Below are 24,862 nucleotides of genomic sequence, written 5' to 3'. Positions count from 1 at the left end.
ATCCCCCCTTTTGACCTGTATCAACACCCAAAGCGAGCAGGTCAGGAGAATGGCGGCCATGAAAAGTCATCATGCCAGCCCAGCCCGGGGCTCACACGCCGCAGCCAGCAAAAAGGCGAGTGACCATCCCAGACTCATGCGCGAGCAGCAGACGGTCAGCGCCATGATCCGCCTCTACTGCCAGCACCATCATCAGGATCCCCATTGCCGCCACTGTCGCCAGTTGCGGGATTTCGCCCATCAGCGCCTTCGTCGCTGCCGTTATGGCCACGGACACAAACCCACCTGTGCCAACTGCAATATCCACTGTTACGCCCCGGCGATGCGCAAACAGATCCAGCAGGTGATGAAGTGGAGCGGCCCGCGCATGTTGCTGCGCCACCCCTGGCTCACCCTCCGCCACCTGCTCGACGGCTTGCGCAAAGCCCCCAAACTGCCCCAGAGCCGCCCCCTGCCGCCATAACCGCCAATCCCTTGCATCCGGCAGGGGATGACCACTACCCTATGACTCCTTTTTTGCCGTTGACCCCAAGGTCAGCGGCGTTGCCGATCCGTTTGCTGCCAATGGAGTCCTGATGCACCACAACCCGCCCCTGCTACGCACCGCTACCCACAATGACATGCACGCCATCTGGCAGATCGATGCCAAAGTGTTTGGCGAAGATGTCTATCCCGCCTTCTTCTTCCGTCAGGCGATGGATTTGTGGCCCGAGTTGTTGCTGGTGGCCGAATACGAGGGGCAGCTGGTGGGTTATGTGCTGGGGGGATTCGGTCAGGAGCGGTCGCAAGGCTGGGTGCTCTCGCTGGCGGTGCTGCCCGAGGCGCGCGGTTTTGGTCTGGCCGAGCGGATGATGCGCCAGATGGAGGCCAACCAGCGGGCGCTGCAGATCAGCGAACTGCGGCTCACGGTCGATCCGGCCAATCCGGCCCAGCGCCTCTACTACCGGCTCGGTTACACATTGCAGGCGGAAGTAGCCGACTATTTCGGCCCCGGAGAAGACCGTCTGCTGCTGGTTAAAACCCTCTCCGGTACAGCTGCGATTCAAGGACAAAACCGGTTACAGAACGCATAATTGGTTACATTTTGCCGATTTCATGTGTGACGGGGTTGGAGTAAAGTTCACTCATCAACCGGATTGTTCAAATTACGTGCAGCCCAGGAGGCCCACCATGTTGAAGCGTATGACCCTTATTGCCCTGCTGGCAGCGACCACCATCACCGGATGCGCCAACAGTGACGTTTACTCTGGCGATGTTTACACCAAAGACCGCGCCAAACAGGTGCAGACCGTCAGCTACGGAACCATCATCTCCACCCGCCCGGTGAAGATCCAGGCCGATGAGAACTCCCTGATTGGCACCATTGGCGGCGCCGTAGTCGGTGGCCTGCTGGGCAGCACAGTCGGTGGCGGCACCGGACGCGACATCGCAGCCGCAGGCGGCGCCATCGCCGGTGCAGCGGCAGGCAACGCCATCGGCAACAAGATGAATCAGGTCGACGGCGTCGAGCTGGAGATCAAGAAAGAGAACGGCGAAGCCATCGTGGTCGTGCAGAAAGCCAGCCCCACCTTCACCCCGGGTGCTCGCGTGCGCATGACCCAGGGCAATGGCAGCATCAACGTGGCCGTCGTGAACTAAGCGTGTGAACTCAGGCTTTGCAGCTTTAGAGTCATAAAAAAACCGCCGATCCCGGCGGTTTTTTGTTGTCTGGCATTCGGGATTACATGCTGTAAGCCTTCTCGCCGTGGGAGGTGACATCTAGCCCTTCCCGCTCGGCATCGCCGTTCACCCGCAGACCCACCAGCATGTCGACCGCCTTGAAGGCAATCGCCGCCACGGCACCGGACCAGAGCAGGGTGACACCGACCCCGATGGCCTGGATCTTCACCTGAGTCAGGATGGAGTAGCCCTCGGCAACCTGATTGGTGACATAGTCCCACACCCCGGTACCGCCCAGATCCGGGCTGGCAAAAACGCCGGTCAGCAGGGCGCCGAGAATGCCGCACACCCCGTGTACGCCAAACACGTCCAGACTGTCATCGGCACCCAGCAGGCGCTTGAGACCGTGGACACCCCACAGACCCGCCACGCCACTGATAAGGCCCATCACCAGACCACCGCCCACACCGACGAAACCGGCTGCCGGGGTGATCACCACCAGACCGGACACCGCACCGGATGCCGCACCCAGCAGGGAGGGACGTCCCTTCATCACCCACTCGGCCAGCGTCCATGAGAGAGCTGCCGCAGCCGGCGCGACCCAGGTGTTGATAAAGGCGAGTGCGGCGATACCGTTGGCTTCCAGCGCGGAGCCCGCGTTGAAACCGAACCAGCCGAACCAGAGCAGGGAGGCGCCGATCATGGTCATGGTCAGGCTGTGGGGGGTCATGGGATCACGACCGTAGCCCAGACGCTTGCCCACCAGATAGGCACCAACCAGACCCGCCACGGCGGCGTTGATGTGCACTACGGTGCCGCCTGCAAAGTCCAGCGCACCATGCTGGAACAGATAACCGGCAGTGGCGGTCGCGGTTGCTGCGGCTTCGGCGCTGGTATAGGCATCCGGACCCGCCCAGTACCACACCATATGAGCCAGCGGGATGTAGGCGAAGGTGAACCAGATCACCGAGAAGAGCAGCACGGCAGCGAACTTGATGCGCTCGGCAAACGCCCCCACGATAAGGCCGCAGGTGATGGCGGCAAAGGCCCCCTGGAACACCACATAGATCAGCTCGCTAATCCCGACCCCCTTGCTGAAGGTGGCGGCGATGGAGTCAGGGGTCACCCCCTTGAGCAGCACCTTGCTGAAGGAGCCGTAGAAATTGCCCCCTTCGGTAAAGGCCAGCGAATAGCCGTAGATCACCCAGAGCACGCAGATGAGGCAGAACAGGGTAAAGACTTGCATCAGCACACTCAGCATGTTTTTGGCCCGCACCAGACCACCGTAGAAGAGGGCAAGACCGGGGATCGACATCAGGATCACCAGCGCCGCCGAGAGCAGCATCCAGGTGTTGTCACCCTTGTTGATTGTCATGGCGGCAACCGGCGCCACCGCCGCCTGTACCTGAGCGACCTCTTCGGCCCAACTTGGGGTAACCAGCAAGGCAGGCAACATCGTCAGACCCGCCATCATCCATTTTTTGACCATAGAGCACTCTCCTTCCCTGTCGTACCGGTACAAGACCGGCTCCGTTTCCCTGATTGAATCTGTGGCGAACCGCAAGGTGTTGCTGCAACCCGCCAGAATCACACCCGCGCCCTGCACGGGGATGCCTCTTGCCACTTCCTCATCATTGCGTCTGCCGCCGATGACCGCAAGAGACCGTCTGACATGTAAAAAGCATAAAGCGGGCCATAAATTTAAATCCTTTTAAATCAATGAATTAGAAAGATAATACATCATCAACGCACCAATTTGGCGCATGAGCTGCGCTAACCTGCCCAGGGTCGCCCTGTCACAGGGCAGGCGATACTTCACGCACCAGAAATGCGCAAACCCTGAGCCAGCCCACAAGCTGACGTCATCGATATCGCGCGCTGCGGGCCCGCTCGTTTACACTGACAGACCAGCCGTTTCCTGTTATCCGACCACGGCATGCCATTACACAGCCCCTTGTTTGCAACCTGATGGCGGCCCAATCCGAGGAACACCATGCAGTTCGATCGTCTCGACATCAGCCTCTCCCACTACCGTCATCTCGACCGGGAGCATCGCGCCCACATCGCGCTGCTGGGGATAGTGATGCTGGCCATCATGGCCCTTCATCTGTTGCTGCTGCCCCACTTCCCTTACGAGCGCTTTTACGCCGTCAGCTTTGGCTTCGAGGTGATCAACTGGCTCACCATGCTGTTCCTGTTCTGGGTGGTGCAGTGCGCCCACCTGCCCACCCACACCTACCGCATGCTCTCCTGCGGTCTGATGTTGTGGATCATGGGGGCCACCGCCGACATCATGGATGAGCTGGTGGCGCAGCCACTCTGGCTCGCCATCTATGCCGAGGATCTGCTGCGCTCCAGCGGCATCCTGCTCAGCAGCATCGGCATCCTGAGCACCATGCACCACCTCTTCCACATCAATACCCAGCTCAGACAGCAGGCGCTGTTCGACGATCTGACCCGGCTGCCAAACCGGCGCTACTTTCATCAGCAGCTGTTTCTGGAACAAGGGATTTGCCACGCTCTCATCCTGCTGGATCTCGATCACTTCAAGGTGATCAATGACAACTACGGCCACGATATCGGGGATCGGGTGTTGCAGCAGTTTGGCGAGCTGTTGCAACAGCACTGCCCGCCCGGTGCGCTGGCGGCCCGTGTCGGGGGTGAAGAGTTTGCCCTGCTGCTGCCCGTCGCCCACGAAGCCGACTTGCAGCAACTGACCAACACTCTGCTCACTGCGACCCGCACCATAGCCCCCGACCCAACCCATACCATGACGGTCAGTCTGGGAATGGGGATCCGCGAGCCCAAGGAGCCGGCAGTCTCGCTGTTCAAACGGGTGGATCAGGCGCTTTATGGCGCCAAGGAGGCGGGCAGAAACTGCGCGGTATGGGCGATGCCGACTAACAAGGAGGCGTAAAGAGCTATCGGTGGATTGCCGATCACGGCGAAACATTGCTGCTGAAACAGGGGCCCAAGGGCCCCTGTTTCATGGGGAGAATCCCCCCGCCTAAAAGCGGAAGGTAAGACCGATATTGGCCTGCCATTGGGTTACCAGCTCCCCGCGCACCTTGAACACGCACTGCTCCGGGTTGCAGAGAAACTGGTTGTTGTCGTTAACCAGCGAACCATAACTGCGCACCTCGGCCCGCAGGGCCAGATGCTCGGCGAGGCGCGGTTGCACCCCAAGCGCCAGCGACATGGAAGGGGTCACCTCGCTGTCGTAGGCGGCAAAGCGGGTCACCCCGATCCCGGCGCCGATGTAGGGCGCCATCAGGTTGTCAGAGAGGGTCAGCGCACCGGCAAAGTGCAGGATGTCCACCGTCAGGCGGTCCGGCTGGTCGGGAGAGAGGGTGGTGGACTGGTGGCTGTAGAGCAGCTCGATCATGCCGGGATCATCCACCTCCTTGCTGATAAAGAGGCCCCAGCTGCCGGAGCCCTGTCCCTGCAGTGAATCAAACGATGCAGAAAGCGGCACCGGCTGCACCACATCGTCACTCTTCTCGAAGTCGATGGCTGAGCTGTAGCCGAAAAATGGCGTCACCTGCCAACCGGATGTGGTCGCGGCCTCGCTACTCCAGGCCTGCCCCTGTGGCAGCAACAGCCCCATCATCACTATCCCGGCTCTCTTCATCATCATCCCCTGCTCCCTGTGTGATTGTGCAGAAAGCATACCAGAGGCGTCCTAGGCCCATCCTAAACGGCGGCTGTACCGGATCACTTTCATCGCGGGATTTCCCTCTCGCCAGAACCTCCGCCGAGCCGCTCCACTGGCGCCGCTATGCCCCCCCTGCCACCATTCATCGACGGTTAACCTCTGCCACGTATGCTGGCGCCAAATCGGGTCATCGGGGCCCGTTATCACCACTCTGAAGGACATCAGGGAATGGTTGCCGCGCAACTCAACGACCCCAAAACTACCCTCGCGGATACCCTGCGGGCCACCGCGCATGCCATCGACGAGAGCCACATCAGCCTGCGCCAGATGCTCGCACTGGTGGGCGAGCAGGGGATGCTGCTGTTTTGCGTGCTGCTCACCGTCCCCTTCCTGCTGCCGGTCTCCATTCCCGGGGTCAGCACCCCGTTTGGCCTGCTGATCCTCTTTATCGGCATCGGCATCACCCTCAATCGGGTGCCCTGGCTGCCCGCCATGCTGATGGAGCGCCGCTTCGCTGCCGACCAGCTCAAGCCGACCCTGCACAAGGGGGCGGATCTGCTGGCCCGGGTCGATCGCGTTATCCGCCCGCGCCTACTGGTGCTGACCGGCAGCAACACGGTCAACCGCTGCAACGGCCTGCTGATCATGCTGGCTGCCCTGCTGCTGATGCTGCCCCTGGGCGCCATCCCGTTCACCAACGCCATGCCCGCCTGGGCCATCCTGCTGCTTGCCACCGGCATGTTGCAGCGGGATGGTCTGTTCGTCGCCAGCGGCTATCTGCTGGTAAGCGCAACCCTGGTCTGGTTCAGCGTGCTGGCCATCGGCTTGCTGATGGCGGGCCAGAGCGCCAGCGGCCTGCTCAGCTAACCCCGACGCACAGAAAAAGGGCGACCAGATGGTCGCCCTTTTTGATTTGTGCGGGATACCGCCCGGTCAAAGCAGATCGTAGATAAGGGCCGAGATGGCAAGCAGCCCCATCACCAACACAAAAAGGGTACTCGGCCCGCGATAACGCTTGAGTGCGGGCAAGCGATAGATGGAGCAGGCCGGCAGCAGAAACAGGATCACCGCGATCAGCGGGCCACTGACGCGCTCGATGATGTCGAGCACATTGGGGTTCAGATAGGTGATGACGGCGGTCACCATAAACAGGATCACCGATGACACCCGGGCGATGGTCGACTCCTTGAGGGAGAGCCCCAGCCCCTGACAGGCACCGCTCACCATGCTCACCGTCCCCTCGCTCACCCCCATGGAGGTGCCTAGGAAAGATTTGGACATGGCCAGAATAGCGATGAGTGGCCCCACATAGGCGATCAGCGGGTTGGAGAACTTGTTCGCCAGCGCCGACAGCACGGAGATATTGTCGGTGCGGGCCAGCGCCATCTCGGCCTGACTCAGACTCATCACGCAGCTCACCACGAAAAAGAGCACGCTGCCGCAAATCAGCATGCTGCTGTACTTGATGATCCGCTTGGCACGCAGGTCAGCACTCTCCTGACAGCGCTTCTTCTGCGCCGCGCTGAAGGAAGAAATAATGGGCGCATGGCTGAAGGAGAAGACCATCACCGGCACGATCAGCCAGAGGGATTTCCAGAACGCCGGATCACACCAGTCCACCGCCTGGCTCTCGCTGAAATAGGAGAGGCTCCACTGGGGCAGCAGATAGATGGAGAGGCCAATCAGAAAGGCGACCATGGGCAGCGCCAGCACGCTGATGGCCGACACCACGATCTGTTTGCCGGCCAGCAGCACCAGATGCAGGCCCAGCATCACCCCCAGCACCAGCAAGCCGCGCGGAAGCTCGGCATCCCCCAGCTGGTGAACCACGAAGCTCTGAATCGCGTTGGTGATGGAGATGCTGTAGACCAGAATGATGGGGTAGAAGGCCATCAGATAGACCAGCATCAGCAGTTTGCCCGCCTTGGCACCGAAGTGCTCCTCCACCACATGGGTGATATCCCCCTCCTTGTGGGAGCTGGAGAGCACAAAGCGGCTCAATGCCCGGTGGGAATAATAAGAGAGCGGAAAAGCCAGCAATAAAATAAACAGTAAAATAACCGGGGAATTACTGCCAACAGTAATAGGGAGAAATAACGTACCGGCACCGACAGCAGTGGCATATAGGCCCATGGTCCATACCGAATCGCTTTTCTCCCATTTCAATTTTGAAACAGGGTTACTCTTTTCAGCAATAGAAACACTCATTGCAATATATACCTTATTAATCTGTCATCATTATTTTTATTGGCCCGAATAACAGGCTGGAGATATGTCGTTGCATATCGCCATGCACATGAAAAAACAACGCCGCCAGCGGCCAACAGGGCCACCGGAGAGAAACGGAGCGGCCACGCTACCATCGTTGAAATCGCTATCCGGGTCAAGGTTAATAATTCATGACTGTTTGAATCGGAATGTTTCAAAAGACAACGGGATGTATCACATTCGTCACCCAAAACCAGATTCACGCCTGTTTGATAACATACCGATAAAACCTCATGCTGTTGCCCAACAACACAAATAAGACCAGCGATCAGGCCGATAATATTAACACCTTAAGCTGTGGAATATGAGTTAAATAATACGGCCAACTTTTCTACTAATTGATAGTGATATCAGCCAATTTATTCAGGGTAAAAGCGCAGGCTATTTCCAACAGCGACCGGAGCGGCACGTTCAACCTGCCGGGCAGTGCGCCACCCGGTTGCGGCCTGCCCGCTTGGCCCGATAGAGCCACTCGTCGGCCCGAGCCAGCGCCTGATTGATCTCCTCCTCCGGCTGCACCAGGGTTGTGCCCAGACTGACCGTGATGGCGACCGGATCGGCAGGCAATGCTTCGACGGCGGCACGGATCTGCTCCGCCATCTGCAGCAAACCGGCTTCATCGATCCGCGGTAGCAGGATCAGAAACTCCTCGCCACCGCTGCGTACAAAGAGGTCGTCCGCCCGCAACAGGGCATCGATACAACTACTGAAGCGCTGCAAGGCCCGATCTCCCTGCTGATGGCCGTAACGATCGTTGAGCTGCTTGAAGTGATCGATGTCGAGCATGATAAGACCGCAGGGCGCTTCCCCTGCCCGCAACGGCTGGCAGTGCTCGAAGAAGAAACGGCGGTTGTAGAGGCCGGTCAGCTGGTCGGTTTCACTCTGGCGCAGCAGTCGCTGCTGCAACTCGTACTGGCGGGTGATATTGCGGGTCACCCAGGCCACCGCCCGCTTGCCATCATAGAGGGAGGGCAGCGGCGCAATCTTGCCCTCGAAACGCTGTATCCCTTGCGGCCCGGCGGCAGCATTGATCCCCCCACCTCGGCTGCTGAGAGCTCATACTCCACCACTCGCACCTGACCGCTCGCCAGCGACTCGGCTACCTGCGCCTTGACCCACATGGCCATCTCGGGTGGCAGCACATCGGCCAGCTGCTTGCCCGCCAGCGGATTGCCGTCGTGATAGGATTGCTGCTCCATGCCGCCGATATATTCCACGTAATAGCCATCTTCACTGAGAATAAAGACGGGATCTGGCAGCTGGGCCATCACTTCATAAAGCTGGGTTACCGAAAGCGCCACGGAGACTCCTGTACTTCAACGTCAAACAGGGGGGAGATATTCTGCCTCAAGAGGAATCACACGCCCTCATCGTCAGCGCAGAAAAATCTGCGGCCACAGCCAACAATCCTTTACATCTAGCAGCCTGCCAGCCTCTCGGCCACCACGGGTGGCCAGCGCGTTGCTACTCCCGCCACTGCGCTCGCTCACAGTAGCGAAAGCCCCCTCCCCCGGTCGCGCATATCCCATTGTTTCAACTCACAAGTTCATTTACGCTGGCCGTCCTGAGTCCAGTTTTCACCTCATCAGCCATCAGGGAGCCAGCCACCCGCAACCGCAGGGGCTGTACCACGGAAAAGGAATCGCCAGATGAAAAACGCCATCGTTACCGCCCGCTTCGACGCTATCAGCACCGAAGGGGAACAGCTCACCCTCAAGATCGCCATCAAGGCCCCCGAGCCGGATCCCAAGTCCGCCAGCGGTGACTGGCGCTGCAAGGTGAAGCTGGCGGGGCTGAGCGACAAGACCTTTATCTACGGCATCGACAGCCTGTAGGCCCTGAGCCTCGCCATCAAGTTTGTCGAAACCGAGCTGCGCGCTTTCTCCGATGCGGGCTGGCAATTCTATCTACCCAATTGCCCAGATCACCCCATCGACATGAGCGCCTGCTACTTCCCGGCGCTCTAGCCCCGCCAATCCAAGGAGACCAGATGCACGGACCCGATCCCGCCAATCCCCACCCCATGAACGGCTTTCCCCAGGTGTGCTTTATCAAAAACACCATCAAGGGGCCCAATATCGAGGTGGGTGACTACACCTATTACGACGACCCGGAGGATTCGGCGGGCTTCGAGCGCAACGTCCTCTACCACTTCCCCTTCATCGGCGATAAGCTCATCATCGGCAAGTTCTGCGCCATCGCCCGCGGGGTGAAGTTCATCATGAATGGCGCCAACCACCAGACCTCCGGCTTCTCCACCTACCCCTTCTTTATCTTCGGCAACGGCTGGGAACATGCCGCACCCGCCCCGGGCAGCCTCCCCTACAAGGGGGATACCGTGATCGGCAACGATGTCTGGATCGGCTATGACGCCCTGATCATGCCGGGAGTAAAGGTCGGCAACGGCGCCATTATCGCCGCCCGCTCCGTGGTCACCGGTGACGTGCCCGCCTATGCCGTGGTCGGCGGCAATCCCGCCAAGGTTATCCGCTACCGCTTCGACGACGACACCATCGCCCGTCTCAACGCCATCGCCTGGTGGGACTGGCCGGTAGAGCTGATCAGCCGCAACCTGCCGCTTATAAGCGGCGGCGAGATAGCCGCGCTGGAAGCGGCAACCCGTTAGAGACAACCACCATCAAGCAGGAAGCACTATGCAACTCACCCCACCCCAACCGCCTCAGGACGATGATGTTGAAGCGCTGCGCATTGGCCTCTCTGGCTTCAACAAGGATCACGCCGGCACCCATCTGCGCGAGCGGATCGCCAGCTTTATCAAGGATAAAGAGGGCAAGGTACACGGCGGCATCATCGCCGACATCAAGTGGGGCTGGCTGCACGTCGACTGGCTCTGGATCGACGAAAGCATCCGCCGCGACGGCTGGGGCGGCCGCCTGCTCGGCGCCATGGAGCAGTACGCCCAAAGCAAGGGCATCACCAACTACCATCTGGAAACCACCAGTTTTCAAGCCCTCCCCTTCTATCAGAAGCAGGGTTACGAAGTCTTTGGCCAGCTGCCCGATATGCCGCCGGGGCATATCAGTTACTTTCTGAAAAAGCAGGACAAGTGACGACATTCCCGCGCCTTGCCAACGCCAATATAGTGATCCGCCCGTTCGAAGCGGGCGATGCCGACGAGTTTGTCTACGCGGCCCACGAATCCATCGAAACGGTCGGCAAATGGATGAGCTGGTGCACCCATTCATTTACCCGGGAAAGCGCACTGGAGTGGTTTGCCAGCTGCGATCAAGATTGTGCGGTGGGACGCGCCTTTGACATGGGCATCTTCTGCGCCACCACCGGCCAGCTCTTGGGTGGCGCAGGTATCAACCAGCTGTCGCCCCATCATCGCTACGGCAATATCGGTTACTGGGTACGTCAATCCCGCCAAGGCTGTGGCATCGCCCGACAGGCGGTCGCCCTGCTCCGTGACTTTGGTTTTCAGCAGTTGGGACTATTTCGGCTGGAGATCGTGATGGGGGTTGGCAACACCGCCAGCGAAGCTGTTGCCATCGCTGCCGGAGCCGCCTTTGAGTGCCGGGCAAAAAATCGCATCTTCCTACATGGCCAGCCTATGGATGGGCATATTTATTCGCTTGTTCCAACAAAACGGACCTAAAAAAGGGCTCATATGACACAAGCACGTAGTTGTCACGGAAACTTCTCGTTATGTAGAACCTAAACAAGTAACCCGCCACGCCACACCTCAATCAACATCACGGATTGCCCAGAACTCCCCCGCGTGTTCCAACCTCTCCAAGGCCTTATCGGATTCAAAACAGATGGTCATTACTCATACACCAAGTCCCTATTGTGACAAAGACCCGATGTTTTCACTTCCCACTTTCTTTCTAAGCCTTGTAGGATAAGGCCCTGCTAATGTAGGAACTTTTCGATCGTTGTCCGTGTTGTTTACAACACATTATAAATAGCGCAGTGTGACACACACAGGAGAGTGCCGTTTGGAAGATGACTTTTTGACCATTATCCTAAGAGCTCGTGGACCAATGCTAAGTAGCCAGTTGGCAAGAATCTTAGTGTCTGAAGCAGGGTTGTCTGAAGATGCAGCTCGTAAACGGGTACAAAGAGGTGGAAAAGGGATAACAAAACTAAACCATATTATTTTCCCCCATCGTTCTCGCTTTGTATATTTAAGTGAGCAATATGGTTCTAGAAAATTTTTCCTAGCTTTAAATAAAACTCTCCAAGACTCCGGCAGCATTTATTTTTATGCCTTGCAAGCGTTAGCAATGCGAGACAATTTGATGCCTAAAGAACATTTTAAAATAGCGTGTGGAGCACCTATTTCGCAGAAAAAGCACGTTTCTGCTGAATCAGTTATTGAACGCCTGATTAAATCAACCATTGTTAATGAGGTGCATATTGAAGGCTTCGGTGATTATATCGTTCGTTGCGATGAATTATCTTACTTCCCAGATGATAGAACATATGCGCTTATGAGAGGACGGCTTTTATCTGAGCGTATAGCCTTGTTAGCAATAAAATCATGGGCTAGAAATCTCGGCATAGTTAGTTATGATAAAGTTGAAACTCGCGAAGATGACAATAATAAAATTCCTAAAGTAGGGACTTTTAATTGGGATCTTGCTGCACCATCTTACTTATTCCCAATGCGTCAATATAAAGGCAATCGAGTAGCCCCAGGTTTCTTTGTCTGTGATATTTGCCTTAATAGTCAGGTTACAAAAGATCAACTTAGTGCCTTCGTTAAAAAGTGCACTACGCTTAGAAATTTGACAAAAGTCGGCTCTTGTCTCCAAGTTTTTGTAGCAACATCCTATGATAGTGAAGGATTTTCATTATTAAAATCTGAAGGAATTATTCCTGCAACCCCCGATAGTCTTTTTGGTGAGGAGGTTGCCGAGGTTTTAATAAGTGTATCCAAGCTTTTTATAAACACTGCAAACCTAATGACCTCCCATGAATCTATTGATAGGATATTTAATAGCCTATCTCGTGTTGAGGGTGCAGCCTCTACATTAAGGGGATGCCTCTTCGAGTTTATGGTGGCTCAGATAGCAAATAATTATTACCCCGGTTATGAACAGGAAATGAACAGAATAGTGAGTGATTCTCTTGGAAGGAAGGCCGAGATTGATGTTCTTGTTGTGAGCAAGAAACATGAAATAGTTTTCATTGAATGCAAAGGTATGTCTCCATTAACTAACGTTGATGACAGTGAAGTTGAAAAGTGGATTAATGAACGGATACCAGTAATAAACAGTTTCATCAAGACTCATTCTGAATGGAGTAGACTTCCTTATCGTTTTGAACTTTGGACTAGTGGAAAAATAACAGAACAAGCTAAAACTTTAATTGATAATAAAAACACTGAAACATCTAAATATACAATTAATTTTTTTGATGGGGATGACTTACTAGAATTAGTACATGAAAGCAATGACTCCGGACTGATAAAGTCATACAAACAACACTTTATTAACCACCCACTAAAAGAGGAAAGAAAAATTCAAAAAAGAACACTACAAAAGCAAATTCGAGATGAAGCTAGATGTTTAAACATTGAATCTGAATTATAAACCTCATGAGGCCAAGATAATTATATTCAGTTTTTCCAGACGACCTGAAATTGGAAGTCAAGCATCCGTTGGATGCAATGAACGATGTAAAATACACCTCTTATCATAACTATCCCATTTGTTGTCGTTGTAGTTTGCTCTATTGATTGAGACCTACGATTCCCCCCTGAGGTGATGGTGGGCACGGTTTTGGTTCCCCCTCCAATCCGCCGAGGGGAAGGAGCAAGGTCAGGAGCGCCATCAAGGATGATGGCGCAGACGCAGCCGGCACAGGGATGTGCCGTCTGCGGCGGTCCGTCCGACCTTGCTCCTGGCCCGAGGGCAACCGCGTAGCGGTCGGATTGGCGGGGGTGGCCTTTCTTTTGGTGACTTTTCTTTGGCCACGCAAAGAAAAGTTACTCGCCCAAGCCCGAAGGGCGGGCGAAACCCCTTCGAGGCCAGCGGCCTCGCGTCCTGCTCGGCGTAGCCGAGCCATCCATCCCCACACAACAAAGCGGACGATTACGCCTACCGGCTAATCGACCCTACGATTGCAAGGCGCAGCCGTGCCTGCTTGCCACAGGCACGGAGTCTGGATGGACGCCGGGATGCCACCGGCAAAGGGGGGGGCGTGGCCGCCCCTATCGACCCAAGAAGGGTTCCCAGTCTTTAAACACCGGCTGCAACCCGGCCTGCCGCACGGCGGCGGCCACTTCCCCCACCGGGCGATCGTCATGGATGGCGAACTGCTCCAGCTCCTCTTTATCCCCCTCGGCATAGCCGCCCGGCTGGGTGCGCGATTCGGCCGACATCTGGGTGATGCCAAGGCGCACCGCGCCGTTGCGAAACGTAGCCGACTCGCGGGTGGAGAGGGACAAGTCCAGCGTGGGCGAGAAGAGGCGCCAGGCGCAGATAAGCTGCGCCAGCTGGCGATCCGACATGACCACGGCAGGCTCCAGTCCGCCGGTGCAGGGGCGCAGGCGTGGAAAGGAGAGCGAGTAGCGGCTCTGCCAGTGGTGGCGCTCAAGCCAGCTCAGATGCTCGGCGACAAAGTAGCTGTCGGCGCGCCAATCCGAGGAGAGACCGATGAGCGCCCCCAGCCCGATTTTGTCGATACCGGCGCGGCCCAACCGATCCGGCGTGGCGAGGCGCCATGCGATGTCCCGCTTGTTGCCGCGCAGGTGATGGCGGGCGTAGGTGGGGGCGTGGTAGGTCTCCTGATAGACCATAACGGCGTCGAGGCCGAGGCTCTTCAGCTCGGCATAGTCGGCCTGCGAGAGGGGCTGCACCTCCATCCCTACCGTGCTGAAGTGGCGGCGGATGATGGGCATCACTTCGCGAAAATAGGCGAGCCCCACCTTGTGCTCGTGCTCGCCGGTCACCAGCAGCACGCTGTCAAAACCGCGCGCCTTGATGGCCAGACACTCGCGCTCAATCTCCTCTGCATTCAAGGTCTTGCGCTTGAGGCGGTTGCTCATGGAAAAGCCGCAGTAGGTGCAGTCGTTGGCGCAGAGGTTCGACAGATATAGCGGCACATAGAAGCCGATGGTGTTGCCAAAGCGCTGGCGGGTCAGCCGCTCGGCCTCGGCTGCCATCTGCGGCAGATAGGCTTCGGCGGCTGGCGAGATCAGCGCCATAAAGTCGCTCAGGGTACGGCGGGGGGCACTCAGGGCGCGGGCCACATCGGCGGCCGTTTTGGCGCGGATCTGCATGCCGATATCGTCCCACTCAAGCTCCTGCCAACGGTCGATAAAGGAAGGCTCCTTAGCCCTCACCCCCAACTCCTCTCCCTTATTTTGTGAAGAGCCGAGAGGGGGGCTATCACTCGGGCGCACCTGGGGTTGTGCAAAAGGCTCGAAGTCACTCATCGCACCAGCATCATGACTCATAACGCCCCCAGAAAATCGGTGAGCGGACTGGAGGCTTGCGCCTGCAGGGCGCGGGCGCCGAGACCTGCCTCATAAGCGCTGCGACCGGCGGTGCAGGCCAGTGCAAAGGCGCGGCCCATGGCGACCGGATCGCCGCTCACCGCGATGGCGGTGTTGACCAACACGGCATCGGCCCCCAGTTCAAAGGCGGCGGCCGCATGGCTCGGCGCACCGATCCCCGCATCCACCACCACGGGCACATTGGCCTGCTCGACGATGATGGAGAGAAACTCCCGGGTCACCAGCCCCTGATTGGAACCGATGGGCGCGCCGAGCGGCATCACGGCGGCGCAGCCCACCTCTTCCAGCCGCTTGCAGAGCACGGGGTCGGCCCCGCAGTAGGGCAGCACCACAAAGCCCTCTTTCACCAGCTGCTCGGCGGCTTTCAGCGTCTCGATGGGATCGGGCAGCAGATAGCGCGGATCGGGGTGGATCTCCAGCTTCAGCCAGTTCGTCCCCAGCGCCTCGCGGGCGAGATAGGCAGCAAATACCGCCTCGGCGGCGGTCTTGGCGCCGGAGGTGTTGGGCAGCAGCTTGACCCCGAGTTGCAGCAAGGGGCTCAGGATATCGTCGTGGGCCTTGCCCGGTTCGAGCCGCTTGATGGCCATGGTGACCAGTTGGGAGCCGCTCGCCTCGATGGCGGCGGCCATCAGATCCGGGCGGGCAAACTTGCCGGTGCCGGTAAAGAGGCGCGATGAGAAGGTGTGATCGGCAATCTTGAGCATGTCAGCCTCCCGCCACAGTGGTAAGAAGAGATGAAGTTCCACCGCAAGGCAGAACGCTCGAATATGGGACTGTGAGCATCATGGGTCAGCCTCCCGCAATGGCGGTGAAGAGGTGAAGTTCATCCCCGTCATTGAGACGAGTCTCGGCCCAGCGGCCACGGGGCAACACTGCGCCGTTAAGGGCCACCGCGACCCCCTGTGGATTAACGTCTTGCGCCGCCAGCAGGTCGGCCACGCTCTGCCCTGCCGCCAGCGGCTGGGCTTTATCGTTGAGTCGAATGGTCAAGGTCATGGGGTGATCTCCTTATCGTGTGACGGGCATCGGCGCTGCCCGCAAACCGGGCAATCGGGGTCGGGAGCCAGAGTGAGGGTCTGCCACTGATGGGTCAGGGCATCGAAGCGGCGCAATGTGCCAGCAACCGGACTCGGCATCCCGAGCAGCAGTTTCAGTGCCTCCAGCGCCTGCAAAGAGCCCATCACCCCGACCAGTGGGCCGGTGACGCCGCTGGTCTCGCAGCGCTCGGCGGTCTTGGTATCCAGCGGATAGAGGCAGGCATAGCAGGCGTGATCGCTGCTGGTGCGCGCCATCAGCTGCCCCTGCCAACCCACCGCGGCGGCGGAGATCCAAGGCTTGCCCTGAGCCACGCAGGCGGCGTTGATGGCCTGGCGGGTGGCGAGGTTATCGCAGCAGTCGATCACCAGATCTACCTCGGCCACAAACTCCGGCAGGCTGGCGGCATCGAGCCGCTGGTTGATGGCAATCAGCTCCACCAGCGGGTTGTGGGCGGCCAAGCGCTCGCGGGCCAGCTCCGCCTTGGAGTGGTTGACCGCCTCGCTATCGAACAGGATCTGGCGCGGCAAGTTGCTGGAATCCACCGTATCGCCATCGGCCAGCCACAAGGTGCCCACCCCGGCCCCTGCGAGATAGAGGGCGAGCGGTGAGCCCAGCCCACCGAGGCCGACGATCAGCACGGACTTATCCTTGAGCCGTGCCTGTCCGGCCTCACCCACTTCCGCCAGCATCAGCTGGCGGCCGTATCGCAGATACTCTTTGTCACTAAGAGAAGCGGCATCAGAGCGCATGTGCAGCCTCCCGTATAACAGTGGCCGAGCGCGGCTCATCCCCTGCCCCCACGGCCGCGAGCAGCCGCTCGGTCGCCCCCTGCCAGTCGTCGCTGGCCGTGATAGCCGAGACCAGCGCGATACTACCGACCCCGCTTGCCTTGACCGCCGCCACCCGCTCCTCGCTGATGCCACCGATGGCCACTGTCGGCCAGTCTGCCATCAGGGCACGGTAGCGATGCAGCCGCACCAGCCCCTGCGGGCGAGACGGCATTGCCTTGGTGTTGGTCGGGAAGATATGACCCAGCGCCATATAGGAGGGGGCCAGCTCGCGGGCCCGCATCAGCTCGAAGTAACCGTGGGTGGAGATGCCAAGGCGCAGCCCAGCCCCCTGAATGGCGGCGAGATCAGCCGTCTCCATATCCTCCTGCCCCAGATGCACGCCCCAGGCGCCCGCCTCGATGGCCTGCTGCCAGTAGTCGTTGATAAAGAGCCGCGCCCCATGGCGGCGACCAAGCTCTACCGCATCGCGAATAGCCGGTGCCACCTGAGCGGCGGGCAGATCCTTGATCCGCAACTGGATGGTCTTGACCCCCTGCCCCAGCAGGCGGCGCAGCCACTTGACCGAATCCACCACCGGATAGAGGCCGAGGTTGTGTTCGGTCGCGGCAAAGGGGCCATCCGGCAGACGGGCGCTGCTTGTCTCATACAATCCGAAGCGGCTATCGAGCATTGAGCCCGCCAACACGGCACGGGGGAAGTGGGCAAGATCGGCTGGCCAGCCAAGATGGGCGATGGGGCCCGGGCCTGCGCCCACCCCCTGCGCCGCCGCCAACCCCTGTTGCAAATAGGCGCGAGCGAGGGTGATGGCGTCCTCCACCGGATAATCCTGCGCCACCACGGCGGCGATGGCGCTGGCGTAGCAGCAGCCGGTGCCGTGGCCGTGGCGGGTATCGAGGCGCGGCGCCGCCAGCCAGAATTCGCGGGTCTCATCCTGGTAGTAATCGAGGCAGAGATCGCCGCTCCACTCCAGATGACCGCCCTTCACCAGCACGGCGCGGGCACCAAGTTCGCGCAGGCGGCGGGCGGCGAGGCGCACCAGTTCGGGGCTGCTGACCGGCAGTCCGGTCAGGGCTTCCAGCTCGGGGCCGTTGGGGGTGATCAAGGAGAGGCGCGGCAACAGCTGCTCGCGCACCGCCTCCAGCATATTGGGCTCCGCCATCGGGGTGCCGCTGCTGGCGATGGCCACCGGGTCGTAGACCACGAAGGGGGCCGGGGTGGCCGCCAGTCGGCGGGCCAATACCTCGACGTGGAGCCGGGTCGGCAGCAGACCGATCTTGATGGCGGCGGGCGGCAGATCGACGCTGAGGGCATCGATCTGGGCGGTGAAAGTCTGCATCAGCACAGGGTCAACCATCTTCACCGCCACCGAGTTCTGGGCGGTGATGGCGGAGATGACCGAGCAGCCGTGCACGCCGAGGTCGTGCAATGTGTGCAAGTCGGCCTGAATACCGGCGCCACCGCCGGAGTCTGAACCGGCGATGGTCCAGACAACTGGGCGAGAGTCGGTCACGGGCGACAGATCGGCGGGGCTGACAGCCCCGCTTGCGCTGCTCACGCCTCCTCCCCTGCGGCCTGTTTCAGCACCGCCGCCTGATGGTAGAGCTCGCCACCGGTCTCCTTGAAGGTCTCTGCCATGCGGGCCATGCCGCTCTCCACCTGAGCCACCACCTGCTCCTGCTGACCGTCCATACCGACCAGCTTGATCTCTACCGCTTCCAGCTTGGCCGCGTAATCGCGCACGTCCTGAGTGATCTTCATGGAGCAGAACTTGGGCCCGCACATGGAGCAGAAGTGGGCCACCTTGCCGGACTCCTGCGGCAGGGTCTCGTCGTGGTAGGCACGAGCGGTGTCGGGATCCAGCGCCAGATTGAACTGATCCTCCCAGCGGAATTCAAAGCGCGCCTTGGACATGGCGTTGTCGCGGATCTGGGCCCCCGGATGACCCTTGGCCAGATCGGCGGCGTGGGCGGCAATCTTGTAGGTGATCAGCCCCTGCTTCACATCCTCCTTGTTGGGCAGCCCCAGATGCTCCTTGGGGGTGACGTAGCAGAGCATGGCGCAGCCGTACCAGCCGATAAGCGCGGCGCCGATGCCGGAGGTGAAGTGATCGTAACCCGGCGCGATGTCGGTGGTGAGCGGGCCCAGCGTATAGAAAGGCGCCTCGTGGCACTGCTCCAGCTGCTCGGTCATGTTGCGCTCGATCATGTGCATCGGCACATGGCCCGGCCCCTCGATCATCACCTGCACGTCGTACTCCCACGCAATTTTGGTCAGCTCGCCCAGGGTGCGCAGCTCGGCAAACTGGGCCTCGTCGTTGGCGTCATAGACTGAGCCCGGACGCAGACCATCGCCCAGCGACAGGGCCACGTCATAGGCGGCGCAGATCTCGCAGATTTCGCGGAAGTGCTGGTAGAGGAAGTTCTCCTTGTGGTGGGAGAGGCACCACTTGGCCATGATGCTGCCGCCGCGCGAGACGATGCCGGTGAGGCGCTTGGCGGTCATCGGCACGAAGCGCAGCAGGACGCCAGCGTGGATGGTGAAGTAGTCCACCCCCTGCTCGGCCTGCTCCAGCAGGGTGTCGCGGAACAGCTCCCAGGTGAGGTCTTCGGCGATGCCGTTGGTCTTCTCCAACGCCTGATAGATGGGCACGGTACCGATGGGGACAGGGCTGTTGCGCAGGATCCACTCGCGGGTCTCGTGGATGTAGCGGCCGGTGGAGAGATCCATGACTGTGTCGGCGCCCCAGCGGGTCGACCAGACCAGCTTCTCCACCTCCTCTTCGATGCTGGAGGTGACCGCCGAGTTGCCGATGTTGGCGTTGATCTTCACCAGAAAATTGCGGCCGATGATCATCGGCTCCGCTTCCGGGTGGTTGATGTTGCTGGGGATGATGGCGCGACCGGCGGCCACCTCATCGCGCACAAATTCAGGGGTGATGTTCTGGGGCAAACGGGCACCGAAATCGCGGCCCGGATGCTGGGTGCGCAGCAGTTCGGAGCGCACCCGCTCGCGCCCCATGTTCTCGCGAATGGCGATAAATTCCATCTCGGGGGTGACGATACCGGCGCGGGCGTAGTGGAGCTGGGTGACCCGGCGACCCGGCTTGGCGCGGCGCGGCTTGGGCAAGTGCTCGAAGCGCAGGTGATCCAGCCCCTCGTCGGCCAGCCGCTCCTGAGTGAAGGTGGAGCTGAGCCCCGGCAGTTCGTCGGTGTCATCCCGCTCCAGCACCCAGTTCTCCCGCAGGCGCGGCAGGCCACGGCGCACGTCGATGGCGACCCCCTCCTCCCCGTAACGGCCAGAGGTGTCATAGACCGGCACCGGCTCGTTGGGCTCGAACTTGGGATCTTCTTTGGTGCCGCCGACGAAGGTGTCGGCCAGCTGGATCTCCCGCAGGGGAACACGAATATCGGGGCGGGAGCCTTCGATAAAAATGCGACGGGAGTTGGGATGAGCCATCCCTTTGAGGCTGTCGATAAAGGCCTGAGCGCTGGAGCGCTGCTCGCGGCGGCTGGATTTGGCGGTATCAGATACAGAAGTAGACATAGCAAAACTCACATTAACTGGTTGAAGTTATGGGTGTTTGCTTGTCTGGAGTTCGAGGAGAAGATGAACTTGCGGCGGGGTGTTTATCTCGGGAGGGAGTGCGCGCGGGATGGATCTCCGCGCTGCTGTACTGCCACTTCCCGCTCTCTGCACGCTGTGGGCAAGGCGCCCCACGTGCTGGACAACCGGACGGGACAGACTCCCTCCTGTGCGCCCTGACCCATCAGGGTTACCCCTTCGATGAGCGGAAGAGGCTTGTCCCTCCTCCGGCGCGGTAACCCGCAAGTTACCCTTGTTCCCTTCGCAGGTTTTAACCTGATCAGGTTCCACGGATCCCGAATTAACGGTCTCAGCTTCGCGTCGTTCGACGGTCAGCACTCCGACAAGATGGCGCCAGTATAAGGGGGAAAATTTAAAGCACAAGCCGTTAACAAAGTCGACCTCTTGCTCCCCTTGGGGTCTACGGCTAGTCGAGGATGATATGGGGCAGGAAACGGGAGCTGTCTTTGGTGATCAGGGTCGCATCCTCGCGAATGCCAATGCCAGCCGCCGCATCGCCGACCACCCAGCTGCCGATCAAGGTGTAACTGCCAGCAAAGCAGGGTAAGGGGTGAAAGGCCTGAAGCACATAACCCGAGTCGTTGTATGGGCCTGGCTCATGCAAGCGCATACCCTGATAATCCATCAGCTCGATATTGGCCCCCTCTCGTGAATAGAGAGGCTTACGTACCCAACCCGGCGCCATCTGACTAGCGGGATCGGGATCAAAAAAAGCGGGCAGCAGGTTGGGATGGTCAGGAAAGGCCAGCCACAACAGGGGCAACATCCCCTTGTTGGAGAGAATCATCTTCCAGGCTGGCTCGATAAAGCGGGTCTGGCTTGTGAGCAGCGTCTGGCCAAATGGCTCGCGCACCATGAACTCCCAAGGGTAAAGCTTGAATATCTCGTGGATCGGCTCGTTGCCCAGATCCACTAGCTGGCCCTGCAGCTCGCCGATATCCTCCAGATCCACAAAACGGGCATCACAACCAGCCTGCAGGGCGATATCGATGAGGTAGTCGAGGTTCCCCCTGTCTTCCAGGTTCTCGCCCACGCAGGTGAAGTGCAAAGGGCCACGATTGCCAAGGGCCGCGAAGGCGCCGTACAGCTTCTCCTGCAGGGAGTTGAACTGATCGACTCCGGCTGGTAGCACACCGCGATGCAGCTGATCCTCCAGCCAGATCCACTGAAAAAAACCCGACTCATAAAGGGAGGTGGGGGTGTCGTAGTTAAGCTCCAGCAGCTTGGCGGGCCCATGCCCGTTATAGGCGAGATCCAGCCGACCATAGAGATGGGGATCCCGACGTCGCCATGAGGCCTCCAGTGCGGGCCAGCAGTATTCGGGAATATCGAGCCGGGTCAGCAACTCTTCGCTGCCCACTATCTTTGAGACCAGCGAGAGGGCCATCTGATGCAGTTCCTCGGTGGGCGCCTCCAGATCATCCTCTATCTGCGAAAGGGTGAAGCGATAGCAAGCGCTCTCATCCCAATAGGGCTCCCCATCGAAGGTGTGAAACTCGAAACCAAGCTCGGCAGCCCGTTCGCGCCAATCCGGACGTTCGGGTAAGGAAATGCGCTCCATCTTTAACCTCCGCTGCTGTAGCTATTGCTATGGCAGAAGTTGGCTCGCCGCGCAGCTTCTCCACCGAAGCCACCACGCCGTACTTGTAAGGCGGGCTCCAGTGTCACCGCACTCTGGCAGACCCGAACCAGGCTACTGCCTGCGGGCAAGCGTGTTCCCTGAGCGGTGCGCAGCGCATAAGGCTCATCTGTACGTTGATAGAGCGGCTGGGTCGGGATCCCGGGGAGAGGGTCTGTTCCGATGGCAACGCCGCTGGTCAGAATCCCCCTCATCCGCGGCACCTTATCCTCACACCCTCCTGCGCCAAAATCCGCCTCACACTCCACCCGGTCAGGATAACGGGGCGCCCGCAGGAGGTGGCGACTGCGGGCCTCTTCAAAGGCCAGCTGGCACCGAGCCGGATCATTACTTGGGACAGCGACACATGTCTCGACCGAGGTGTAGACATAGGCCAGCTCGGGGCGTTCGTTGCACCCCTGCAGCCAGAGGGAGGCTGTCGGCACCATCATGACCAGTGCGACCTGGCTACTTCGCTTGTTGCTGCTCTTCATGGGATCCTCAGTAGGTCATGCAGGCAGCGTTGAGCAGCCCCACCGACAGGGACGCAGCAGCCAGCAAAATGGCGCCAGCCATCTCCCCACGGGAGATCCGTTCGCTCAGGTCGGTGAGCCAGCGTTGCATTACCCGAAACGCGGCAACCTGCACCAGCAGGGCAATCGCGCCCCAGATGGCGCAATCGAGCAGGGAGAGAGAGTGACTGATTGCACTGGCCAAGGGCAGCGCAAAGCCAATCAGCGCGCCGCCAAACGCGGTGGCAGCAGCCGGATTACCCGAACGGATCAGGGCAAATTCGTGGTGTGGCGTCAGCCAAGTATAGAGGCGAATGAAGGTCGCCAGCAGCGCCATGGCCAGCAGAAAGTAGGCGATAAAGGGGAGCAGCCCACTCAAGGAGCCGAGCAATTGGGAGAGCATCTCACAGTTCCTGTGACAAAAAGAGTCGACATCATAATGAAAGGAAAAAGGGACCACAATGGGCCCCTTGAGAACGGCGGATACGAAAACAGGGTCCCCCCGCCAAGGGGATTTACCCCTTGGGTCAATAGGCAGGAGTCACCGTCAGACTGACATTTCCAAACCCTTCGTTGGCAAGGGCCTCCTGATCCAGATCCACACCGGTCAGAGCCACACCTTCAGCAGAGGCGTTACGCAACTGGGCAGAGGCCGCGGAACGGGTCTGGGGCTGACCGATTTCGATATCGCCGGCAAACTGGCTCTCGGCATAGAAGTCACCGGTCACTGCCGAACGGATCGGGCGCAGCACGCGACCCAGGTTATTCTGCATGGTCGACAAACCATACTCGCTGATGGTCCAGTTCCAGTCCCACCACTTCACTTCACCCGGGATATAACGCTTGTCCCACTGGTAGCGGATGCTGCTCGCCTTGTCGCGGAACGGGCCGACGGCAAAGGTGTGCTCCCAGGTGGGGCGATTCTCCGGATGGGTATACCAGGCATTGCCGCCCCAACGCAGGAAGCCCTTCATGGTCAGGTCATAATTGACCTCGGCCTTGAACTCGTAGGGGTAGGAGATGTTGGACTTGTAGAGGGCAACCCGCACCGGCAGGCTGGAGTGAGGCGGCACCGTGGGGCGTGCTTCAACCGAGACGGTCTCGGTCGTCGAGCCTCCTTTCTGGGAGGCCCAGCTCTGGCTCGCAGCGATCTCGATGGCCAGTTCGGTTTCCCCCACCAACGGCCACTGAAACTTGTTCTTGGTGGTCACCTTCTCGCTCAGGCTGTAGGTGTCGGTCTTCGACCAGTTGGTGGCCTTGTCGTACTTCAGGGTCACCACCACCTGCTGGGGCAGGTCGGTGTAGTTGGTCGCATTGGCCGTGATGGTCTTCACCAACTGCTTGCCGCTCTCGGTGACCTGACCATGGCTGAAGGAGTCGGGTTCCAGGGTATATGAGAAGTTGCTTACCTTGATGGAACTCTTCTCCCCACAACGATATCCGGAGCAGCCGCCGTCATTATTTCCCTTTATCAGCCAGCCATCGCCAACCCGGGTAACATCCATATCTTCCCCGACATAGGGGCTATGATTTCCACCCACCCAAGCGTATCCCAAATAATGAGCGAGATAGCTGACTGGTTTGATAAAATAATCATTGTCGTGGACAAGCCGCCATTGCACATCGACCTCATCACCCGCCGGAATATTCCAGTCAGAGAGTGTTGGTATTTCTCCGGAAACCGGTGAGTTGGGATAACACCAGGTTTCTCCGGCAGTGCCCTGTTTGATTTCGCCATTATATCCCGACCCCATAATCACCCAGCGATCCGCCAGCCCGGTGATCTGCCACTGCCCCATGCGGCTGACCAGATTACCCTTGATACTCATGGCTTCATCGCGGGTCAGAGGACGGTAGCCACTGGCACAGACGCCCGTCCCAAGACCCGCCCACTTGACCTGATCAGGGTAGACAGGTTCAGCCGCCTGCACCTGAGCGAGCATCAATGAAGACGCCAAAAACGCCAGATTGGCGGTAATTATTCTATTCATCATTTATCCCTCTTTCAGACATACGATAATTGTTATTGTGTAGAAATATCCTTTTTCATTTGACAGGTATGGACTCCGACAAAACCTGACACAAATAAAATAAACCACCAAAAAACATCCATGACAAACAAAATAATGGTGATACAGGAAAATAATTAGAGCGATGACTTTATTGAGGAATAAATCATAAATATTGTGACAGTCATTATTTAATGGCTGCCACAATATGGTGAAACCA

At 59.0% G+C, this 24,862-nt stretch carries 22 protein-coding genes, 2 pseudogenes and 1 riboswitch; of the genes and pseudogenes, 10 read left to right on the top strand and 14 right to left on the bottom strand.

Features of this window, described 5'->3' with window-relative positions:
* Nucleotides 1-58: 58 nt before the first annotated feature.
* From ACTG2B_RS02305 to ACTG2B_RS02295, 3 genes are all read left to right on the top strand, one after another.
* The gene (locus ACTG2B_RS02305; protein WP_005356534.1) at nucleotides 59-463 is read left to right on the top strand and encodes a nitrous oxide-stimulated promoter family protein; all 405 of its coding nucleotides are present in this window, start codon (nucleotides 59-61) and stop codon (nucleotides 461-463) included.
* A 112-nt stretch (nucleotides 464-575) separates the two neighbouring features.
* Nucleotides 576-1,073 (top strand): GNAT family N-acetyltransferase, encoded by a 498-nt coding sequence (locus ACTG2B_RS02300; RefSeq protein WP_167566663.1) that lies wholly within the window; start codon nucleotides 576-578, stop codon nucleotides 1,071-1,073.
* Nucleotides 1,074-1,170: 97 nt separating this feature from the next.
* Nucleotides 1,171-1,638 carry a glycine zipper 2TM domain-containing protein gene (locus ACTG2B_RS02295; protein WP_005340126.1) on the top strand — a complete coding sequence of 156 codons (468 nt, stop codon included), beginning with the start codon at nucleotides 1,171-1,173 and terminating at the stop codon, nucleotides 1,636-1,638.
* 82 nt (nucleotides 1,639-1,720) lie between these two features.
* Here ACTG2B_RS02295 and amt read toward each other — a convergent pair whose 3' ends face one another.
* The gene (gene amt / locus ACTG2B_RS02290) at nucleotides 1,721-3,148 is read right to left on the bottom strand and encodes an ammonium transporter (RefSeq protein ID WP_005355035.1); all 1,428 of its coding nucleotides are present in this window, start codon (nucleotides 3,146-3,148) and stop codon (nucleotides 1,721-1,723) included.
* A gap of 504 nt (nucleotides 3,149-3,652) precedes the next feature.
* Here amt and ACTG2B_RS02285 point away from each other — a divergent pair.
* Nucleotides 3,653-4,576, top strand: a complete 924-nt coding sequence (locus ACTG2B_RS02285; RefSeq protein WP_439995128.1) for a GGDEF domain-containing protein — start codon at nucleotides 3,653-3,655, stop codon at nucleotides 4,574-4,576.
* A gap of 90 nt (nucleotides 4,577-4,666) precedes the next feature.
* Here ACTG2B_RS02285 and ACTG2B_RS02280 read toward each other — a convergent pair whose 3' ends face one another.
* Complete coding sequence (locus ACTG2B_RS02280) at nucleotides 4,667-5,290, bottom strand: outer membrane beta-barrel protein (protein ID WP_439996902.1); 624 nt, start codon at nucleotides 5,288-5,290, stop codon at nucleotides 4,667-4,669.
* 252 nt (nucleotides 5,291-5,542) lie between these two features.
* Between ACTG2B_RS02280 and ACTG2B_RS02275 the strand changes: the two genes are divergently transcribed.
* Nucleotides 5,543-6,181, top strand: a complete 639-nt coding sequence (locus ACTG2B_RS02275) for an exopolysaccharide biosynthesis protein (protein ID WP_439995127.1) — start codon at nucleotides 5,543-5,545, stop codon at nucleotides 6,179-6,181.
* A 66-nt stretch (nucleotides 6,182-6,247) separates the two neighbouring features.
* Here ACTG2B_RS02275 and ACTG2B_RS02270 read toward each other — a convergent pair whose 3' ends face one another.
* Both ACTG2B_RS02270 and ACTG2B_RS02265 read right to left on the bottom strand, forming a co-directional pair.
* Complete coding sequence (locus tag ACTG2B_RS02270; protein WP_439995126.1) at nucleotides 6,248-7,522, bottom strand: amino acid permease; 1,275 nt, start codon at nucleotides 7,520-7,522, stop codon at nucleotides 6,248-6,250.
* A 471-nt stretch (nucleotides 7,523-7,993) separates the two neighbouring features.
* Nucleotides 7,994-8,883 (bottom strand): annotated as a pseudogene (locus ACTG2B_RS02265) (diguanylate cyclase).
* A gap of 348 nt (nucleotides 8,884-9,231) precedes the next feature.
* Between ACTG2B_RS02265 and ACTG2B_RS02260 the strand changes: the two are divergent.
* From ACTG2B_RS02260 to ACTG2B_RS02240, 5 genes and pseudogenes are all read left to right on the top strand, one after another.
* Nucleotides 9,232-9,549: pseudogene (locus tag ACTG2B_RS02260) on the top strand (DUF6968 family protein).
* Between the two features lie 23 nt (nucleotides 9,550-9,572).
* Nucleotides 9,573-10,208, top strand: coding sequence for a Vat family streptogramin A O-acetyltransferase (locus ACTG2B_RS02255; protein ID WP_439995125.1), 636 nt, complete (start codon nucleotides 9,573-9,575; stop codon nucleotides 10,206-10,208).
* Between the two features lie 28 nt (nucleotides 10,209-10,236).
* The gene (locus ACTG2B_RS02250; RefSeq protein ID WP_439995124.1) at nucleotides 10,237-10,653 is read left to right on the top strand and encodes a GNAT family N-acetyltransferase; all 417 of its coding nucleotides are present in this window, start codon (nucleotides 10,237-10,239) and stop codon (nucleotides 10,651-10,653) included.
* Nucleotides 10,650-11,201 carry a GNAT family N-acetyltransferase gene (locus ACTG2B_RS02245; RefSeq protein WP_439995123.1) on the top strand — a complete coding sequence of 184 codons (552 nt, stop codon included), beginning with the start codon at nucleotides 10,650-10,652 and terminating at the stop codon, nucleotides 11,199-11,201. The genes ACTG2B_RS02250 and ACTG2B_RS02245 overlap by 4 nt, the downstream gene beginning before the upstream one ends.
* Nucleotides 11,202-11,544: 343 nt before the next feature.
* Nucleotides 11,545-13,143: a hypothetical protein gene (locus tag ACTG2B_RS02240; RefSeq protein WP_439995122.1), complete on the top strand. Its 1,599-nt coding sequence runs from the start codon at nucleotides 11,545-11,547 to the stop codon at nucleotides 13,141-13,143.
* A gap of 620 nt (nucleotides 13,144-13,763) precedes the next feature.
* Here the strand turns inward: ACTG2B_RS02240 and thiH are convergent.
* The 10 genes from thiH to aerA form a co-directional block, all read right to left on the bottom strand.
* Nucleotides 13,764-14,990, bottom strand: a complete 1,227-nt coding sequence (gene thiH / locus ACTG2B_RS02235; protein ID WP_439996901.1) for a 2-iminoacetate synthase ThiH — start codon at nucleotides 14,988-14,990, stop codon at nucleotides 13,764-13,766.
* Between the two features lie 17 nt (nucleotides 14,991-15,007).
* Nucleotides 15,008-15,775, bottom strand: coding sequence for a thiazole synthase (locus tag ACTG2B_RS02230; RefSeq protein ID WP_439995121.1), 768 nt, complete (start codon nucleotides 15,773-15,775; stop codon nucleotides 15,008-15,010).
* A gap of 85 nt (nucleotides 15,776-15,860) precedes the next feature.
* Nucleotides 15,861-16,067: a sulfur carrier protein ThiS gene (thiS, locus tag ACTG2B_RS02225; protein WP_005357774.1), complete on the bottom strand. Its 207-nt coding sequence runs from the start codon at nucleotides 16,065-16,067 to the stop codon at nucleotides 15,861-15,863.
* The gene (locus ACTG2B_RS02220; protein WP_439995120.1) at nucleotides 16,064-16,858 is read right to left on the bottom strand and encodes a HesA/MoeB/ThiF family protein; all 795 of its coding nucleotides are present in this window, start codon (nucleotides 16,856-16,858) and stop codon (nucleotides 16,064-16,066) included. Before ACTG2B_RS02220 ends, thiS begins: the two co-directional genes overlap by 4 nt.
* Nucleotides 16,848-18,455, bottom strand: coding sequence for a thiamine phosphate synthase (gene thiE, locus ACTG2B_RS02215; protein WP_439995119.1), 1,608 nt, complete (start codon nucleotides 18,453-18,455; stop codon nucleotides 16,848-16,850). Before thiE ends, ACTG2B_RS02220 begins: the two co-directional genes overlap by 11 nt.
* The gene (gene thiC / locus ACTG2B_RS02210; RefSeq protein WP_439995118.1) at nucleotides 18,452-20,443 is read right to left on the bottom strand and encodes a phosphomethylpyrimidine synthase ThiC; all 1,992 of its coding nucleotides are present in this window, start codon (nucleotides 20,441-20,443) and stop codon (nucleotides 18,452-18,454) included. Before thiC ends, thiE begins: the two co-directional genes overlap by 4 nt.
* A gap of 279 nt (nucleotides 20,444-20,722) precedes the next feature.
* A riboswitch (TPP riboswitch) is annotated at nucleotides 20,723-20,835 on the bottom strand.
* Between the two features lie 74 nt (nucleotides 20,836-20,909).
* Nucleotides 20,910-22,064, bottom strand: coding sequence for a glutathionylspermidine synthase family protein (locus ACTG2B_RS02205; protein WP_019446517.1), 1,155 nt, complete (start codon nucleotides 22,062-22,064; stop codon nucleotides 20,910-20,912).
* Between the two features lie 2 nt (nucleotides 22,065-22,066).
* Nucleotides 22,067-22,615, bottom strand: coding sequence for a DUF1190 domain-containing protein (locus ACTG2B_RS02200; RefSeq protein ID WP_021231603.1), 549 nt, complete (start codon nucleotides 22,613-22,615; stop codon nucleotides 22,067-22,069).
* 7 nt (nucleotides 22,616-22,622) lie between these two features.
* On the bottom strand, nucleotides 22,623-23,036 hold the full coding sequence (locus ACTG2B_RS02195; protein ID WP_088870288.1) for a DUF350 domain-containing protein: 414 nt from the start codon (nucleotides 23,034-23,036) through the stop codon (nucleotides 22,623-22,625).
* A 124-nt stretch (nucleotides 23,037-23,160) separates the two neighbouring features.
* Nucleotides 23,161-24,624: an aerolysin AerA gene (aerA, locus tag ACTG2B_RS02190; RefSeq protein WP_421336187.1), complete on the bottom strand. Its 1,464-nt coding sequence runs from the start codon at nucleotides 24,622-24,624 to the stop codon at nucleotides 23,161-23,163.
* Nucleotides 24,625-24,862 lie beyond the last annotated feature (238 nt).

This window comes from Aeromonas sp. 30P (assembly GCF_051919805.1).
In the GTDB taxonomy this organism is placed as follows: domain Bacteria; phylum Pseudomonadota; class Gammaproteobacteria; order Enterobacterales; family Aeromonadaceae; genus Aeromonas; species Aeromonas veronii.
This window is presented reverse-complemented; position numbering and strand designations above follow the sequence as displayed.

Excerpts from the sequence above, each read along its gene's own strand:
- ACTG2B_RS02305 (WP_005356534.1), top strand. The coding sequence starts at position 59 with ATGAAAAGTCATCATGCCAGCCCAGCCCGGGGCTCACACGCCGCAGCC.
- ACTG2B_RS02300 (WP_167566663.1), top strand. The coding sequence starts at position 576 with ATGCACCACAACCCGCCCCTGCTACGCACCGCTACCCACAATGACATG.
- ACTG2B_RS02295 (WP_005340126.1), top strand. The coding sequence starts at position 1,171 with ATGTTGAAGCGTATGACCCTTATTGCCCTGCTGGCAGCGACCACCATC.
- amt (WP_005355035.1), bottom strand. The coding sequence starts at position 3,148 with ATGGTCAAAAAATGGATGATGGCGGGTCTGACGATGTTGCCTGCCTTG.
- ACTG2B_RS02285 (WP_439995128.1), top strand. The coding sequence starts at position 3,653 with ATGCAGTTCGATCGTCTCGACATCAGCCTCTCCCACTACCGTCATCTC.
- ACTG2B_RS02280 (WP_439996902.1), bottom strand. The coding sequence starts at position 5,290 with ATGAAGAGAGCCGGGATAGTGATGATGGGGCTGTTGCTGCCACAGGGG.
- ACTG2B_RS02275 (WP_439995127.1), top strand. The coding sequence starts at position 5,543 with ATGGTTGCCGCGCAACTCAACGACCCCAAAACTACCCTCGCGGATACC.
- ACTG2B_RS02270 (WP_439995126.1), bottom strand. The coding sequence starts at position 7,522 with ATGAGTGTTTCTATTGCTGAAAAGAGTAACCCTGTTTCAAAATTGAAA.
- ACTG2B_RS02255 (WP_439995125.1), top strand. The coding sequence starts at position 9,573 with ATGCACGGACCCGATCCCGCCAATCCCCACCCCATGAACGGCTTTCCC.
- ACTG2B_RS02250 (WP_439995124.1), top strand. The coding sequence starts at position 10,237 with ATGCAACTCACCCCACCCCAACCGCCTCAGGACGATGATGTTGAAGCG.
- thiH (WP_439996901.1), bottom strand. The coding sequence starts at position 14,990 with ATGAGTGACTTCGAGCCTTTTGCACAACCCCAGGTGCGCCCGAGTGAT.
- ACTG2B_RS02230 (WP_439995121.1), bottom strand. The coding sequence starts at position 15,775 with ATGCTCAAGATTGCCGATCACACCTTCTCATCGCGCCTCTTTACCGGC.
- thiS (WP_005357774.1), bottom strand. The coding sequence starts at position 16,067 with ATGACCTTGACCATTCGACTCAACGATAAAGCCCAGCCGCTGGCGGCA.
- ACTG2B_RS02220 (WP_439995120.1), bottom strand. The coding sequence starts at position 16,858 with ATGCGCTCTGATGCCGCTTCTCTTAGTGACAAAGAGTATCTGCGATAC.
- thiC (WP_439995118.1), bottom strand. The coding sequence starts at position 20,443 with ATGTCTACTTCTGTATCTGATACCGCCAAATCCAGCCGCCGCGAGCAG.
- ACTG2B_RS02205 (WP_019446517.1), bottom strand. The coding sequence starts at position 22,064 with ATGGAGCGCATTTCCTTACCCGAACGTCCGGATTGGCGCGAACGGGCT.
- ACTG2B_RS02200 (WP_021231603.1), bottom strand. The coding sequence starts at position 22,615 with ATGAAGAGCAGCAACAAGCGAAGTAGCCAGGTCGCACTGGTCATGATG.
- ACTG2B_RS02195 (WP_088870288.1), bottom strand. The coding sequence starts at position 23,036 with ATGCTCTCCCAATTGCTCGGCTCCTTGAGTGGGCTGCTCCCCTTTATC.
- aerA (WP_421336187.1), bottom strand. The coding sequence starts at position 24,624 with ATGAATAGAATAATTACCGCCAATCTGGCGTTTTTGGCGTCTTCATTG.